This window comes from Aerosakkonema sp. BLCC-F183 (assembly GCF_041929145.1).
Taxonomy (GTDB): Bacteria; Cyanobacteriota; Cyanobacteriia; order Cyanobacteriales; family Aerosakkonemataceae; genus Aerosakkonema.
The window spans coordinates 125,974-142,767 of the sequence record NZ_JBHFNU010000075.1 but is presented as its reverse complement, the minus strand read 5'-3'; the positions used below and the strand labels follow the sequence as shown (position 1 = coordinate 142,767).

The window sequence follows — 16,794 nt, the reverse complement described above, 5'->3', positions numbered from 1 at the left end:
AACTATGACGAACGTTGTTGTAACTCTCGAACATCGCTTCGATCGCACCCCAGATGACAAGGTGTGGACGCAAACAACCTTCCCCTATTCCTTTTGGATGCGCTACTTACAAGTATTCGATCGCGTGCGCGTCGTAGCCCGCGTGCGAGATGTCCCGAAGGTGCCTTCTGACTGGAAACAAGCAAACGGAGAAGGAGTTGAGTTTGCCGCCATACCCTATTACATTGGCCCTTGGCAATATCTGCTCAAAGCATGGCAAGTACGGCGCAGCGCCAGAAATGCAGTCCAACCAAATGATGCGGTAATTTTGCGGGTTGGTTCCACGATCGCTGGCCATATCCAATCCATGCTACGCCAAACTGGGCATCCTTATGCCGTGGAAGTAGTAGCAGATCCCTATGATGTCTTTGCACCTGGGTCAGTAAAACATCCCCTGCGCCCATTTTTTCGGTGGTCATCTCCCCGAAGACTGCGGCGTCATTGTCGAGAAGCAGCAGCAGCAGCTTATGTTACCAAATACGCTTTGCAGCAACGATACCCTTGTGCTAACTTTTCCGTAGGTGTATCGGACGTAGATCTTCCAGAACGCACGCTAGTTTCTTCATCTCGGCTACCTCAGAAACAAGGAACTTTTAATCTCGTTTTTGTCGGTACGATGGCGCAACTTTATAAAGCGCCCGATGTATTGATCGATGCAGTTGGCGCTTGCGTGCAAGAGGGACTAGACCTCAAATTAACTTTAATTGGAGATGGCAAACATCGATCGGAATTAGAAGCTAGAGCCAAATCCCTTGGTTTAGGAGAACGAGTATCTTTCCTCGGTCAGTTATCCAGTGGTGAAGCAGTAATGACCCAATTGGATCGCGCCGATTTGTTCGTTCTGCCTTCCCACCAAGAAGGTTTACCTAGAGCAATGGTAGAAGCAATGGCGCGAGCGTTGCCTTGTATTGGTTCCACAGTAGGAGGTATCCCGGAATTGCTACCCCCAGAAGATATGGTGCCCCCCGGCAATGTCACAGCATTGGCAACTAAAATTCGCGAAGTAATTACTGATTGCGATCGTATGGCGCAAATGTCTGCGCGTAACTTAGAAACAGCTAAAGAATATCGAGATGAAATTCTCCAAAAACAACGCATCGAATTTTATCGTTACGTGCGCGAAATCACAGCAGCTTGGTTAGAGAAAAAAAGATGAACAAACTATTACATATTACTACTATTGAAGGTACTCTTCGTGCTTTTTTGCTGCCTTTTGCTTCCCATTTTCGGTCTAAAGGTTGGCAGGTAGATGGAATGGCTCAAAATATTTCAAAAGTAGCGGAATCCGTGCAAGCTTTCGATAAAGTTTGGGAAATAGAATGGTCTCGCAATCCTTTAGATCCCAAGAACTTTATCGCGGCTCCAAAAGTCATTAAAGAAGCAATGGAACGAGAAGAATACGACATTGTTCACGTTCATACTCCTGTTGCTGCTTTTGTGAGTAGAGCTACTCTCAATAACTTCAGAAAGAAAGGCAAATGCAAGGTAATATATACCGCGCATGGGTTTCACTTTCATCCGGGAGGAAGCAAATTAAAAAATGCCATCTATCTGAACTTGGAAAAATTAGGCGGACATTGGACTGATTATTTAGTCACCATCAATCGCGAAGATGAAGCAGCTGCCAAGAAACATCATCTGCTGCCATCCGATCGCATTCGTTATATGCCGGGAATTGGCGTCGATTTAGATTATTACAATCCCGATGCCGTTTCCGAACAGGCAGTAGCGCAGGTGCGACAGGAGTTAGGCTTAACTAATGAAACTCCTTTGTTCCTAACAGTGGCAGAATTGATTCCCCGCAAGCGCCATCGCGATGTTATTCAAGCCTTTGCTGCCTTGGCTCGACCGGAAGTACATTTAGCTTTGGCTGGCCCTGCCAAAGCCGAGATCCTAGAAGAAATGCAGCAATTAGCATCAGATTTGGGAGTGAAAAATCGAGTCCACTTTTTAGGGATGAGAAAAGATATTCCTGTTCTGATGAAAGCTGCGATCGCTACTATATTAGTTTCCTCACAAGAGGGATTGGCTAGATGCGTTTTGGAATCTTTATCGATGGGAGTTCCGACGATCGGCACTAAAATTCGGGGCATTCAAGAGTTAGTTGAAGACGAATGCGGTTTGCTCGTAGAAGTAGGAGATATTCCTGGCATCACAAGAGCAATGGCTTGGGTTTTAGAACATCCACAGGAAGTCCAACAAATGGGTAAAAACGGACGATTGAAAATGCAAAAATACCAAATTAATCACATCGTCAAACTCCATGAAGACCTTTATGCGGAAGCCCTGAGTCAATGAAAAAACACATTCGCATCAACATACCGGATTGGGGTACGTCGGAACTGGCAAATGCAGCGCTAGCTTTAGTGGGACGCAGCTACATACAGGCGCTAGCTGAAGAATTGCAGGCATTTGCGCCATCAGACTGGCAACCGCATTTGCTGGCATCGGCGCGTTACAGTCTGGCACTGGCAGTTAAGGCGTTGGGCGTGCGTCGCGTGGCTGTACCCGGTTATATTTGTCCGGCGGCGCTGACGGGTCTGCGGGCAGGCGGTGCGGAAATTGTGGCGGTTGATTGCGGGGCGTCGTCCGTGCGGTTCGATCGGGAAAAATTAACGGAAACAGTAGGTGCTGGGCGCGTGGATGCAATTCTAGCTGCCAATACTTACGGACTAGACCAAGACTACGGGCTGCTTAAGAGTTTGGGCTTGCCAGTAATCGAGGATGCGGCTTATCAATCCGGCTATAACAACTGTGGCTTTCGTGGCGCGGCGGGTGTGTGGAGTTTCAACTTCAAAGCCCTCACAGCAGTTGGCGGTGGAGTTTTATGGCTCAAGTCGGGTACTGTGACGCCAAATTTGCCAGACCAAAGACCGACGCTGAAAGAGCAATTACCGCTGTTCGTTAATTATGCTTTGCGGGCAATTGTCCGTGAGTATTTGCCGAAAGCGTTGGGCGGGGCGGCACCGCCATCGCGGGAGAAGGAGAGCCAAGTACGGGCGGTGTTGCAGGAAATGCGTGCCGGACAGATGTCCGAATTGCAAGCTGCGATCGCACTCAAACAGTGGCAGCGACGCGAGCGACTAGCAGCGCGACAGCGGGAAAATACGCGGATTTTCTACGAAGTGCTGGCAAGTTGTAAAACGCTTCAAACATTGGCTGATACGGCGGGTCAGACGAAAATCCATCTGTTTCCTTTGCTGGTCAATACCACGCCGGAACAAGCGCAGGAGTCAGTGTATCGCGTGCGTTGTTCTCTGTACGATCGCGGTATCCAGACGGAAACACCTTACCCTCTATTGCTGGGCGGGTCAGAAGAACTTCCCAACGCCCGCGCCCTAGCAGAACGGTTAATCCTCGTGCCTGGGAACGCTAGCTTGAGTGAAACGTCTATTAAAGATATTGCAACTGCTTTAGAAAGCATTGCTATATAACAACTGCATCGAGAATTTCTGCGGCAGCTTTCTGTTCGTAAATTATTAACTTAATCAAGGAAAATCATGCGCGTTTTATTAACTTATGGATGGTGTCGCACGGCTTATGTAGCCGCAGAAAGTCTTTCCCGTGCTGGCTGGGAAGTTTATGTATGCGATTTTACTGGTTTGAGCATGACCCGTTTTTCCAGGTTCGTGCGGGGCTTCGATTTCGTTCCCCATCCATTTAAAGAGCCAGAACAATATGTTACGGAGTTAGCTGCGATCGTCAAACGCCGACAAATTGATGTTTTGTTACCAGTACACGAAGATAATTTGCCGATCCAAACTTATCGCGATCGCTTACCTGCCAATCTCATAATTGCCTGCCCTTCTCGCAGCGACTTAGTGAAGGTAATGGATAAATATGAAATTATTAAAATTGCCGAATCAGCTAAAGTAGCCGTTCCCAAAACTCTTACACCTGCCAGTCTTTCCGAAGTAGATTCGATGGCGAGAAAATTGGGATTCCCACTGGTAATTAAAACCCGTCGCGGTAACAGTGGCAAAGGCGTGTTTCGGTGCGATTCCCCAGAGGAAACCGTTCAAAAATACCGAGAAATTGTCGAAGATTTTGGTTTGGCAAATAACCAAATGCCCATTCTGCAAGAATATATAGAAGGTAGTATTTATGGCAGTTGCTTTTTAGCCAAAGAAGGCGAAGTTAAAGCTTGTTTTACCGAACGCTATCTGCGCTGTAAGGAAGGCGGATTTGGTACCAGCGTTTTTCGGGAACGTTGCCATTTTCCCCTTTTAGAAGATTATGCCAAAAAGATGGCAAAGGAACTTAACTGGACTGGTATCGGCCATTTTGATTTCGTTGTCGAGCCTGGACAATCTTCTGCCTATTTGATCGAAATGAACCCTCGTTTTTGGGGTGCGATCGATCTAGCTGTCAAAAATGGCTTTGATTTTCCGAGAGGGCTAGTAACTATGCTATCTACAGGCGAACCAGATGCCCAGTCTTTTCAACCCGTATCGCCATCGATTTCTAGCCTTTGGATCGTGGGTGAAACTATTGCTAGCGTTGGCGAACTGCGCCGAGGGCAACCGCTGGCTCCATTGGCTTCTCTCAGACGCATTTTCTTGCCCGGTCGTCGTTGTAGCTACGATGACTTTCGTTTGCTAGATCCTTTACCTTTATTGGTGGAATTTGCTTATTATGGCAGTTCGTTTTTAGCTTCTGGTGGCAATATTAATCCTGTAGCTGTGGAGATGATGCAATAATTATGCTGAATCCAACCGATCGCAATCAAAAATTGAATTTATACCTGCTATTTGGCAAGCGCATATTCGATTTTACAGCCGCTTTTTTGGGATTGATAATCTTCGCAATTCCTATTGGGATAATCGGAATTATTATTTGGGTAACAGACGGTCGTCCCATCCTCTTTACTCAACAGAGAGTCGGGAAAGCAGGTAAGCTTTTTCATATTAAGAAATTTCGCACAATGTATGTTCGGAAAGAAGAAGATAGTACAATTACTGTGGCGGGTGACCAAAGAATTACACCGATCGGTCGTTATTTACGTCGTTTTAAGCTTGACGAATTGCCACAATTGTGGAACGTACTGGTAGGAGAAATGAGTTTTGTTGGCCCTAGACCTGATGTTCCTGGGTATGCAGATAAACTACAAGGGGAAGAGCGTAAGCTCCTATTACTTAGACCGGGGATTACTGGTCCAGCTACTTTAGCTTACCGAAACGAAGAAGAAATATTAGCTAATGTTAGCGACCCCATTCAATACAATGATGAAGTGATTTATCCAGATAAAGTACGCAAAAATCTAGAGTATTTAGAAAAGGCTTCTTTTTGGCAAGATTTAGCGTATATTTATCAAACTGTGTTTGATTAGTTGAAAGATTGTGTGAGTAGGAAGTAAGATGCCAATTAGATATTTTCAGGACAAAGATCTTTCAGATGCAAGATTGATGTTACTGAAAGAAAAAGAGTTTGCCGATATTCTTCGCGAATCTGGAACTCATGTTTTTGCGTATCGCGATCGCTATTGGAAAGAGACTTATCCCGGTTTTTACGAACCAGTTCATTGGATGGCTAGTTTGAAGGCAGAACAAGCTACCCGTCCGTCACCATTGTGTTGGGGATTTCGCGCATCTTTAGACGACAATTCTTTAGCTGCTGCCAATGGAGGAATGCCTATAATCTTGTTGCAAGATTTGCAATCTTATACTTTGGAAAGTCTTTGTTCAAAACGCAGAAGCCATATCCGTAAATGCCAAAGAAGGGTTAAACTGGTTCAATTAAATGGAGAACCAGCGAAAGCATTATTAAAACAACAGGGATATCAAATATTTGCATCTGCAATGAAGCGGTTTAAAAACCAGAAATTTCTATCGCGAGAAGAATACCTGCAAAAAATGAATAATTATATCGATTCCGGGCATTATTTCGTAATGGGAGGTATCCTGGGTAACGAATTAATTGGATATCTAACTGCGATCGCGATCGATGGAACTGCTTATATGGATGAAAGGTTGGTGAGGACGGACGCATTAAAAACCGATCTGGGTAGTACGTTGACTTTTGAATTTGCTCAATTGTGTAAACGCTTTGGCAATATTCGCGAAATTGTCAGCGGTCAACATTCTCCAGAAAAGCAGTCTTTAACTGAATTCAAACTATCAATGGGATTTCAAGTAACTTACGTTCCCGTCAAGGTAGAGATAAATCCCATTATCGATCGATTCATTCGCTGGCGATATCCAAACAAATATTATCGTTTAAAAGGGCCAACCTCTTTGCAAACAGTCAACAGTCAACAGTCAATAGGTGATAGAGAGCATTTCCCTTAATTGTAAAACCCTTAGACTTGGGTAATGGAGAAGGCGTCAAAAAAATTGATTCGATGGAAGAAATCAAAAAATATATTTATAACAGAAAAACTCTTGGAATAGGTAGCCAATGGTTGAGTAGATATAAGAGAATTTGATATTGCTTATGGATGGTTGAGCCCTATCAAATAGCCAAAAAGAAGTTGACAGTACTGTACAATTTAAGAAGTTGGCAAATAAATCTTTCCAACAATCGAAAACAGGGAATCTACACTCACCTTATAAGTAATTCAGCAATGATTATCGAAAAAAGTCCACTCGACAAATTGAGCTTTTCGATTAAGTGTATCCTGGATAGAGTTGTAGCTGCGATCGCACTGCTGATTTTTTCTCCTGTCATTCTCATCGTGGCGATCGCTATCCATATCCGGATGGGTAGTCCAGTTGTCTTTACCCAAGCGCGTCCGGGTAAATACAGTCGCATTTTTAACGTCTACAAGTTTCGCACTATGACGGACGATCGCGACGCCGACGGAAATTTACTCCCCGATACCCAACGCCTTACATCTCTAGGTAAGTTCTTACGTAAAACGAGTTTGGACGAACTTCCTCAACTTTGGAATGTTGTTCGCGGTGAGATGAGTTTTGTTGGGCCAAGACCGCTTTTACCCAGATATTTACCTTACTATTCCGACCGAGAAAAAAAGCGGCACAATGTAGTTCCCGGTATTACCGGTTTAGCGCAAATTAACGGTCGTAACAACCTACCTTGGGATGAAAGACTTGCTTTAGATGTTGAGTATGTAGAAAATTGGTCTTTATTTTTGGATCTAAAAATTTTAGTTAAAACCGTTGCCAAAGTGCTACTCAGAGAATCAGTTGCTGTTGCTCCCAGTGAAATCTTGAAGGACTTAGATGATGAACGAAAACAGAGCCATCGTTAGCAAAGCTTTACCATCGGAAAGTAGCCAGATAGAAACCATACATAGAAATGCTTTTCCCCAGGATTTTATCTGCGATTGGCTTTTTTTAAGCCCTCTAGTATCGCGCTACATTAGGAAAGCGATCGAAGCTGGGGATTTGATGCAAACATACCCCGAATTTTTTACAGCAAAGTTAGCAGGAAATCTAGCTGGATATGTAAATGCCAAAATTTACGACGAAAGTTTAAGTATAAATTATATCGCCGTTGCTCCTAAATTTCAACGTCAAGGTATAGCCAAACAACTGTTAACTTACATTGAGGTAGAATGCCAAAATCATCACCACATAAAAAACATCACCTTAGATGTAGATATCAACAACAAACCTGGTTTAAGTTTATACAAAAAACTTGGCTATGAAATCAAGTATTCTAAATTTTTATACGAAATACCTATCGATTACTTTGACACGCAACAATGCTCGTTTGAAATTAAGAACTGGCTGGAAGCAGAAGCATGGCAATATAGCTATGGCTTCTCCTATGTAATGCTGTCTGTTAATAATTCGGATCTTCTCAAAATAGGTAGGTTAGGTAACGATTACTGGCGCATAACCGATTTAAGTTATATCATAAATTACCGAGGATTAACCCATGCCTTAAAATCCATCGAGCCAAATCGGAGCAAGATTTTTGTTAGGTCTGCTCAAATAATTTCCGAGTTGCCAAATCGACCGATAAATTTTTTGAATATGGAAAAAACACTTCCTCTTTATGGATACACAAATTCTTAATTTGTCAAGTAATTTGTGGAAATCGACTCTGCAAAAACTACGTCATGATATTTATCATTGGCCAGAGTATATAAAGCTAGAGGCACAAAGAACAGAATATAGCCCCGAAGCGATTTTAATAGTTGATGATGATAAAATTTTCTTTTTGCCCTATCTTGTCCGTCAGTGCGATCGAGTTTCGGAACAAAATATACCTGAAGTATTTGATGTGGTATCCCCTTATGGCTATCCGGGAATTCTCCTGAATGAAGCAGCATCTGTCACACCTACATTTATTAATTCAGCCATAAATGAGTTAACGCGGATATTACGCACCAAAAACGTATGTTCTGCCTTCTTTCGGCTGCATCCCATACTTAATCAAGGGTTAGAAGAAATTTTAAATCCGGCTATTTGTCAAATTACAGGAGAAACGGTTGCGATTGACTTGCGAATTTCTGAAGCTGAAATGTGGCAGGGAACAAGACGTAACCAGCGACAGTCAATAACCAAGTGCAAGCAGGCTGGGTTTACCGCTAAAATGGTGCCAATTAATTTATATCTAGATAAATTTGTAGAAATTTATCAAATCACTATGCAGCGCGTAGAAGCAGCCCAATACTATTATTCTTTCAACTTAGAGTATTTGCTGAATATGGCAGATGCCTTGGGAGAAAAAATGCACCTTTGTCTGGTTGAATTGCAGGACGAAATTGCCAGTGGTGGTTTGTATACAGAATGTTGCGGTATCGTTCAGAGCATCTTTAGCGCCACGCAAAACAAATTTTTAAAACAATCCCCTAATAGTTTACAAATAGAGTATACTCGATTATGGGCAAAAGAGCGTGGCAATGAAATTTTGCATTTGGGAGGTGGAGTCGGATGTGAAAAAGATTCTCTGTTTCATTTTAAATCAGGGTTTTCCAAGCAAACTCAAAAATACTTAACAATCCGCTTAATTGTAGATGAAGAAAAATATAATTATCTGGTCAGATTAAGGGCTCAATATTTAAATATTGAGACAGAAAAATTAGAGAAATCAAAATTTTTCCCAGCCTATCGTTCCTCCAAATTAGATTAAGATGACAAAACAAATTCTGCTATCAACTCCCCACATGGGCGATCTCGAACAAAAGTTTGTCCAAGAAGCTTTTGATACCAACTGGATCGCGCCCGTTGGTCCCCACGTCGATGCTTTCGAGCAAGAATTCTGTCAAGTAGTAGGCGCTAAACACGCGGCTGCTGTTAGTTCCGGTACTGCTGCTTTACACTTGGCTTTAGAATTAGCAGGTATTCAACCTGGAGATGAAGTTTTTTGCTCGACTTTGACTTTTATTGCTAGTGCTAGTCCGATTACTTATTTGAAAGCTAAACCAGTTTTTATCGATAGCGATCGCACTACCTGGAACATCGACCCCAACTTATTGCGGGAAGCATTAGAAAAACGAGCAAAACTTGGCAAATTACCCAAAGCTGTCGTTATCGTACACCTTTACGGACAAAGTGCCGATATCGATCCCATTTTAGCTGCTTGTTCCGAATACGAAGTTCCCCTAATTGAAGACGCCGCCGAATCATTAGGCGCAACCTATAAAGGTAAATCACCCGGTATATTTGGTAAAATCGGAATTTTCTCATTTAACGGCAATAAAATTATCACCACTTCCGGCGGCGGAATGTTAGTTTCCGATGATGAAAACATCGTCAAAAGAGCGCGTTTTCTGGCTACCCAAGCTCGCGATAATGCACCCCATTACCAACATTCCGTAGTTGGCTACAACTATCGCCTCAGCAACGTTTTAGCTGGAATCGGTCGCGGTCAATTGCGCGTTTTAGAAGACCGAGTAAATGCGAGAAGACACAATTGTGAGGTTTACCAAGAAGCTTTAGGAAAATTGCCAGGAATAGAATTTATGCCAGAAGCCGAATTCGGACGCTCTACGCGCTGGCTGACTTGTTTAACCATCGATCCGGCGGCTTTTGGAGTCGATCGCGAAAAAGTCAGAACGGAACTTGCTAACCAAAAAATAGAAGCGCGTCCCGTTTGGAAACCCCTGCATTTACAACCAGTATTTGCTGAGTGCGAAACTATTGGCGGTGCGATCGCAGAAGACTTATTCGATCGCGGTTTGTGCTTACCTTCAGGTTCTAATTTAACCGCAGAAGATTTACAGCGAGTCACTCAGGCGATCGCGGAAATTTACACTGGTTAGAGGGTTATTCAAAACTTCTTTAACTTGTTGTTGTATTTGCGATCGCACTATTTCGTAAACTTTTGCATCGCACCAAGGACGTAGATACAAAACAGTACTTTTAGCTGCAATAGAAGCAACCTCACAAGTAGGCTGCGGATCTTTTAACACTAAAGGATGCTGTTCCACAACATATAAAAGCAAATTAATCGTAGGTTCGATTTGTCGATCGCCAATATCGATCGACAAATCAACCCTTCGCGTCCCCATAGCAGTAGTATTCTTCACCGTGCTGGTAAAAAGATTGCCATTGGGTACGGTAATTTTCACATTGTCTGCTGTCACCAACGTAGTAAAGAAAATACCGATACTATTCACCACACCAGAAACCCCAGCACCTTCAATAAAATCTCCCACCTCAAACGGACGCAGACTAATCAGCATTATCCCAGCAGCAAAGTGTGATAGAGTATTTTGTAAAGCCAAGCCGATCGCCAAACCAGCAGCACCGATCGCCGCGACTATACTATTTGCTTGAATACCCAAAGCATTGAGAAAAGCAACAACTCCCACGACCAACGTCAAAATTTCAGATGTTTGGATTAAGAAATTCCGCACAGTTGGCTGAGCGTTTATGAGAGCTTTGCGAGTAATATGACCGACAATATTAATAGATATTCGTGTTAGTAATAAAATGCCGATCGCCCACAAAATTTGCGGGATAACATTAAAGGCAAGTTCGAGTATTTTTTTACCAAACTCCAACCACAAATCCGATGATTGTTTCCCGTCAGCAACCGCTTGCTGAATTCTAATAATTGAATTTGTTAAAAAGACAAATACCAAATCCGTCTCAACTCTCATCGTTAATTTGGATCTCCTTTGAGAGACTTAAAAGGCAGAGGGAAAAGGGATGAGGGAAAATCTTAATTCCCCCACTCCCCCACTCCCCCACTCCCCTAACCCCTAACCCCTAACCCCTAACCCCTAACCCCTAGTGACTCACCGCCACACGGGGTAGCCGATGCTTGAAGCTACAGAGAATTTCCCAGGAAATAGTTCCCAAAGTCGCCGCCCAATTATCGGCTAAAATCTCGATATCGCCATCTTTACCCAGCACAGTTACCACTTCGCCAACTTGCAAATCGGGTAAATCGCTGACATCCAACATCAGTTGATCCATCGTAATCGCTCCCACTTGACGAACAAGCTGACCTCGGATCGCCACCTTCATTTTGTTAGAAAGATTGCGGGGAACGCCATCAGCGTAACCGATACCGACAACCGCCAGACGCATATCGCGATCGGCGACAAATTGATAACCGTAGCTGACACCAGTACCGACTGTAATAGTTTTTACCTGAGTAACTCGCGCCTTTACCTGCATAACAGGCTTTAGTTCCACCACCCGCTGCAAATGTTCGGCTGGGTAAAGACCGTAGGTAGCCAAACCAGCCCGTACCATATCGTAATGTAAAGTAGGGCTGGACAAAATGGCGGCAGAATTAGCCAAATGCAGTTGCGGTGATGGCAATCCCAAAGATTTTATTTGTGCGATCGCATCCTCATATCGCTGCTGCTGCTGCTTCATCACCGTCGGATCGGGACTGTCCGCCGTTGCCAAGTGCGAATAGATACTGGCAATTTGGAGATTCGGCAAAGTATTCACCAGCTGCACAAACTCCGCCGCTTGCTGCCAAGATGTCCCCAGACGCGACATTCCCGTATCCAACTTGATATGCACCGGCAGTGTCAAGTTAGATGAAGTTAAAGTTTCTGAAAAAGCCAAAGCTTGTTGAGGCGTACAAATAGTAGGCTGCAATCGCCAGTATGCGATCGCCCGAATTTGCTCCGGCGTATGAGTCGCCCCTAAAATCAAAATGGGAGCCTCAATACCGGCCTCTCGCAGTTCGATCCCCTCCGGAATTGTCGCCACCCCCAGCCAGCTAGCACCATTTTGCAACGCAGTTCGAGCAACAGTGACAGCACCGTGTCCGTAAGCATCCGCTTTCACCACCGCCATCAATGCCGTCTGCGGCGATAAAATGCTTTTAAGCTGCCGCACGTTATGCCCTAAAGCAGCTAAATCGATTTCCACCCAAGCGCGTTGGCAGAGTCCGCCATAGGCACTCACCTTAGAAATTAGATTCGAGTTGCTATCTAGGGATACTCCCATAGGGGTTTTGGCTGTATCAACCATTCCATTCACTCCTCTACTCACACTATTCACAATTTAAGTCCTTTTATTATGGAAGCGGGGTAAGGACAGGCTATACAGATTAAGCAGGTAGTTTATCCCCACATCGGGATTGGCACAAGTTGAACTGTGGGGATATTCATCCGTTTGAGACTGATCGATATCGCTCGATCGGGCAGGAATTTGTAGTGATAATACGAATATGAAATTCCGCCTTTTACCTTACATTGCAGGGATATCGGCAGCGGCGTTGATGATTGCCGGTGTGTGGATTGTGGACAGATCCGAGCAACAGCGTTTCCTTCTGAGCGATCGCGCCGATGTTCTCAACCAGCTCAGTACCGTGCAAGCTAAACTCCAAGGTGGGCTAACCTCTAGGATATTTCTCGAACGGGGTCTGGTAGCATACGTCTCGATCGATCCAGAAATCGCGCTCGGAGAATTTGAACGGCTGGGTAGAGCGATCGCAGCACAGCAAACAGGCATCCGCAGCATAGCGCTGTATAAAAACACAGCACTCAGCCATATTTATCCGTTTAAAGGGCAAGAAGGGAAAATAGGCTTTAAACCGACTTCGATTCCCGAACATCGGCAGGCGATCGATCGGGCAATCAAGACCCGCAATACCGTCGTTATCGGGCCATACGATTTACCCGCTTCCGGGTGCAAGATTGGCAATTCCCCCCATGCCCCATGCCCCATCCCCCCTTCTCAGGTATTTGTCACCTACACCCCCATTTTCGTCACGCCTACCCAAGAAACTCCCCAAAGGAGTTCCTACTGGGGTCTGGCAAGCACAATTATCGATCGCGATACTCTCTTTGAGGAAGCGAGATTGCTCGATCGCGCCAGTAGCGAAAAGTCCGCGCTGAGTGATTCCCGATTGCAATTTGCCCTACTCAGTCAAAATAAGTTCAGTTCCTCTAGGTCAGTCTTTTTCGGCGACCCGACCATCTTCCAGAAAAACCCAGTCATCCTCAAGGTACAATTGCCCAACAGTTCCTGGCAGTTAGCCGCAATTCCAGAGAAAGGATGGCAAACTCAAGCATCCATGTCTTGGGCGTTGCGAGCGAGCGGAACAGTGCTGGCGCTAGTGACCGGCATTTTGGTGTTTACCTGGGTGCGATCGCCAGAAAAATTACGACAAACTGTAGAAAAAGCTACAACCGCACTGAGACAATCCGAAACCAAATATCGAGAACAAGGAAACCTTACAGAAATATTGGCGATCGGTAACGAAATTAACGAAATCAAAGCTATCCAAGCCAAACTTGCCCAATCCGAGCATAAATTCCGCACGCTCTACGAATCAACGATCGATGCAGTCATGCTGCTAGAAGGAAATGCTTTCTTCGATTGCAACCGCGCCACATTAGAAATGTTTGGCTGCGTAGAGAAAGCACAATTTTGCGGTAAACAGCCCAGCAATTTCTCACCGCCATTGCAACCAGATGGCTCAAACTCAGCCGCATTAGCAGCACAAAAAATTGCCACAGCTTTTCGAGAAGGGAGTTGTCGCTTTGAATGGCTTCACAGTCGTTTAGATGGCTCAGTCTTTCCCGCAGAAGTGTGGCTAACCGCAGTAGATTTTGGATTCGATCGTAGCAATGAAAATCCCAAATCGCGTAGAGTGTTGCAAGCCGTAGTGCGCGATATCAGCGATCGCAAAGCTAGAGAAGAGGCGCTGCGGACATCCCAGGAAATGCTGGCTAGAGTGATGGATAATATCCCCCAAGCCGTTTTCTGGAAAGATCGAAACTCAGTTTACCTGGGTTGCAATCATAAACTCGTAACAGATCTTGGTTTGGCATCCACCGATGACATCGTTGGCAAAACAGACTACGACTTATCTGCCACAAAAGAACAAGCCGACTCCTTTTATGAAGTTGACCGACAAATCATCGCCGCAGATATCCCCGCATATCATATCAGCGAAACCTTACGCCTTGCCAACGGTCAGACAGCTTGGATAGATACCAGCAAAGTACCACTCCACGACGCCCAAGGAAATGTGGTGGGAATTTTAGGGACTTACGAAGATGTGACCGATCGCAAACGTACAGAAGAAGCATTAAGAGAAAGCGAAAATAAGTTCCGCTTGCTGTTTGAAAAGTCAGCAGATGCCATTCTTTTATTAGATGGAGATGTCTTCATCGATTGCAACCAAGCAGCTGTAGCCATGCTGCGTGCCAAAAGTAAAGAAGAATTATTAAACCTGCATCCCTCCCAGCTATCTCCCGAAATACAACCCGATGGTCGTTCCTCTTTTGAAAAAGCTAACGAGAACAACACCGCCGCCCTAGCCAATGGCTGTTTGCGGTTTGAGTGGGTACATCGTCGCGCCGATGGGACAGATTTCCCAGTCGAAGTATTGCTCACCGCCATCCCCCTCGATGGCAAACAAATTCTTTATGTAGTCTGGAGAGATATTACCGAACGCAAGTGGGCGGAAGAAACCCTGCGAGCTAGTGAAAGACGCCTCCGCAGACATAGCATCGCTTTGTTGGATTTAGCTACGCGCAAGACAATCGCTACCGGAGATTTAAATGCGGCTGTGCGGGAAATTACAGAAGTTGCTACGGATATTCTGGAAGTAGAGCGAGCTAGCGTTTGGTTATTTAACGAGGAGCGATCGGTAATTCAATGCTTAGATCTATACAAACGCAGTGCGGGCGATCGTAGCTCTGGATTGGAGCTAAAAGCAGTTGACTTTCCCGCTTATTTCTATGCTTTGCAAGCAGAACGCATTATCGCCGCCCACGATGCCCATACCGACCCCAGAACAAGCGAATTTTCGGCTACCTATCTGACACCCTGGGGTATTAATTCTATCTTGAATGCACCGATTCGCGTCGGTGGCAAGATGGTCGGCGTCATCTGCCACGAACATATCGGCCCCGCCCGTCAGTGGGCCTTAGAAGAAGAGCATTTTGCAGGTTCTTTAGCGAATTTTATTGCTTTGGCAATGGAAGCGGCTTCCCGCAAACAGGCGCAAGAAGCTCTACAAAAGGCAAATGAAGAGTTAGAAATGAGAGTTGAGGAGCGTACCGCTGTCTTAAAAGAAACGAATCGGCAACTATTAGTGGAAATTCTCGAACGGAAGCGATCGGAAGAGGCTTTGCGCGTTTCCGAAGAAAAGTTTTCTCTGATCTTTCATTCCTGTCCGGACATGATTTCCATCAGTACGCTGGAAGAGGGGCGCTTGATCGAGGTGAACGAAAGTTTTTTGATAAACTCAGGCTTCGTGCGCGAAGAAGTCATCGGTCGAACAGCAACAGAACTGGGGATATGGGTCAATCCCCAAGATCGGGATAGAATTAGGCAAATGTTGGCCCAAAACGGGTTTGTTCGCAACCAGGAGTGCGCGTTTCGTAGCAAGTCAGCGTCAATAATTGTGGGGCTGCTATCAGCGGAGAAGATCCATTTGAATGGTGAGCCGTGCTTGCTCGTCGTAACGACCGATATCACCTACCGCGTGCGAATGGAAGAAGCGCTGCGCTATCAACAGCAACAAACTGAGCGTCTGCTGCTCAATATTCTACCTGCGGCGATCGCCGATCGCCTCAAACTGGAAGAAACCACAATTGCCGACAGCTTTGAGGAAAGTACGGTTTTGTTTGCGGATATCGTTGGCTTTACAGAACTTTCTGCTGTGAGAGACCCGGTAGCACTGGTAGAACTGCTCAACAAAATTTTCTCAAGCTTTGATTCGCTTACCGATCGCTATGGGTTGGAAAAAATCAAGACGATCGGCGATGCTTATATGGTAGTGGGAGGACTGCCGATGCCCAGGCGAGACCACGCCGAAGCAGTAGCAGAATTAGCCCTCGATATGCAAATGCAAATTAATATCTTCAACGCCGAAACCCGTCAAAACCTGCAACTGCGGGTGGGTATAAATACTGGCCCCGTTGTTGCCGGTGTGATCGGTACCAAAAAGTTTATTTACGATTTGTGGGGCGATACTGTAAATACTGCCAGCCGCATGGAATCTCACGGCATTCCCGGCCAAATTCAGGTTACAGCTAGCACTTATACCCTACTGCGAGATAAATATTTGTTTGAAGAGCGGGGTCCCATCCCTATCAAAGGTAAAGGCGAAATGACTACTTATTTTCTCATAGGTAGAAAAGATTGTGGTTTATCTATTTAACGATCTAGCAACCGCCAGGGCGCTTAGGGCATCCTAAAACGCCAGAACCAATTCACAGCAAGCATTTCAATGAGTGACTTTTGACTGAGTGACTTTTGCTATATCTAAAGTTTTTTGTACTTTCAAAAAACTAGCGATCGTCTTTTGCAACCTCTTTGCTAGTCTCGTGCTAATAGGGTGTCAGCGAGCGAACATTAACGAGCTACTTCAAAATCTAATCCCAAATCCTGGTTGATTACCCAGGTTATTCTC

General features: G+C 45.0%; 13 protein-coding genes. 11 read left to right on the top strand and 2 right to left on the bottom strand.

The window, feature by feature from the left end; all coding sequences use genetic code 11:
- The first annotated feature begins 4 nt into the window (after positions 1-4).
- The 10 genes from ACE1CD_RS22995 to ACE1CD_RS22950 all read left to right on the top strand — a co-directional run bounded on the left by ACE1CD_RS22995 (position 5) and on the right by ACE1CD_RS22950 (position 10,213).
- On the top strand, positions 5-1,195 hold the full coding sequence (locus tag ACE1CD_RS22995) for a glycosyltransferase (protein ID WP_374826350.1): 1,191 nt from the start codon (positions 5-7) through the stop codon (positions 1,193-1,195).
- Positions 1,192-2,337 carry a glycosyltransferase family 4 protein gene (locus tag ACE1CD_RS22990; protein WP_374826349.1) on the top strand — a complete coding sequence of 382 codons (1,146 nt, stop codon included), beginning with the start codon at positions 1,192-1,194 and terminating at the stop codon, positions 2,335-2,337. The genes ACE1CD_RS22995 and ACE1CD_RS22990 overlap by 4 nt, the downstream gene beginning before the upstream one ends.
- Positions 2,334-3,473, top strand: coding sequence for a DegT/DnrJ/EryC1/StrS family aminotransferase (locus ACE1CD_RS22985; RefSeq protein WP_374826348.1), 1,140 nt, complete (start codon positions 2,334-2,336; stop codon positions 3,471-3,473). Before ACE1CD_RS22990 ends, ACE1CD_RS22985 begins: the two co-directional genes overlap by 4 nt.
- A 66-nt stretch (positions 3,474-3,539) precedes the next feature.
- Positions 3,540-4,739: an ATP-grasp domain-containing protein gene (locus ACE1CD_RS22980; RefSeq protein WP_374826347.1), complete on the top strand. Its 1,200-nt coding sequence runs from the start codon at positions 3,540-3,542 to the stop codon at positions 4,737-4,739.
- Positions 4,740-4,741: 2 nt separating this feature from the next.
- Positions 4,742-5,368, top strand: coding sequence for a sugar transferase (locus tag ACE1CD_RS22975; RefSeq protein ID WP_374826346.1), 627 nt, complete (start codon positions 4,742-4,744; stop codon positions 5,366-5,368).
- A gap of 28 nt (positions 5,369-5,396) precedes the next feature.
- Complete coding sequence (locus tag ACE1CD_RS22970; protein ID WP_374826345.1) at positions 5,397-6,326, top strand: hypothetical protein; 930 nt, start codon at positions 5,397-5,399, stop codon at positions 6,324-6,326.
- A gap of 275 nt (positions 6,327-6,601) precedes the next feature.
- Positions 6,602-7,249: a sugar transferase gene (locus tag ACE1CD_RS22965; RefSeq protein ID WP_374826344.1), complete on the top strand. Its 648-nt coding sequence runs from the start codon at positions 6,602-6,604 to the stop codon at positions 7,247-7,249.
- Positions 7,224-8,021 (top strand): GNAT family N-acetyltransferase, encoded by a 798-nt coding sequence (locus ACE1CD_RS22960; protein WP_374826343.1) that lies wholly within the window; start codon positions 7,224-7,226, stop codon positions 8,019-8,021. Before ACE1CD_RS22965 ends, ACE1CD_RS22960 begins: the two co-directional genes overlap by 26 nt.
- Positions 8,002-9,081 carry a FemAB family protein gene (locus ACE1CD_RS22955; RefSeq protein ID WP_374826342.1) on the top strand — a complete coding sequence of 360 codons (1,080 nt, stop codon included), beginning with the start codon at positions 8,002-8,004 and terminating at the stop codon, positions 9,079-9,081. The genes ACE1CD_RS22960 and ACE1CD_RS22955 overlap by 20 nt, the downstream gene beginning before the upstream one ends.
- A gap of 1 nt (position 9,082) precedes the next feature.
- Positions 9,083-10,213: a DegT/DnrJ/EryC1/StrS family aminotransferase gene (locus ACE1CD_RS22950; RefSeq protein WP_374826341.1), complete on the top strand. Its 1,131-nt coding sequence runs from the start codon at positions 9,083-9,085 to the stop codon at positions 10,211-10,213.
- Here ACE1CD_RS22950 and ACE1CD_RS22945 read toward each other — a convergent pair.
- Both ACE1CD_RS22945 and alr read right to left on the bottom strand, forming a co-directional pair.
- A complete protein-coding gene (locus tag ACE1CD_RS22945) occupies positions 10,169-11,056 on the bottom strand; it encodes a mechanosensitive ion channel family protein (protein WP_374826340.1) in 888 nt (295 codons plus the stop codon). The genes ACE1CD_RS22950 and ACE1CD_RS22945 overlap by 45 nt on opposite strands.
- A gap of 130 nt (positions 11,057-11,186) precedes the next feature.
- Positions 11,187-12,368, bottom strand: coding sequence for an alanine racemase (gene alr / locus ACE1CD_RS22940; RefSeq protein WP_374826369.1), 1,182 nt, complete (start codon positions 12,366-12,368; stop codon positions 11,187-11,189).
- A gap of 223 nt (positions 12,369-12,591) precedes the next feature.
- Between alr and ACE1CD_RS22935 the strand changes: the two genes are divergently transcribed.
- Positions 12,592-16,542: an adenylate/guanylate cyclase domain-containing protein gene (locus ACE1CD_RS22935; RefSeq protein WP_374826339.1), complete on the top strand. Its 3,951-nt coding sequence runs from the start codon at positions 12,592-12,594 to the stop codon at positions 16,540-16,542.
- Positions 16,543-16,794 lie beyond the last annotated feature (252 nt).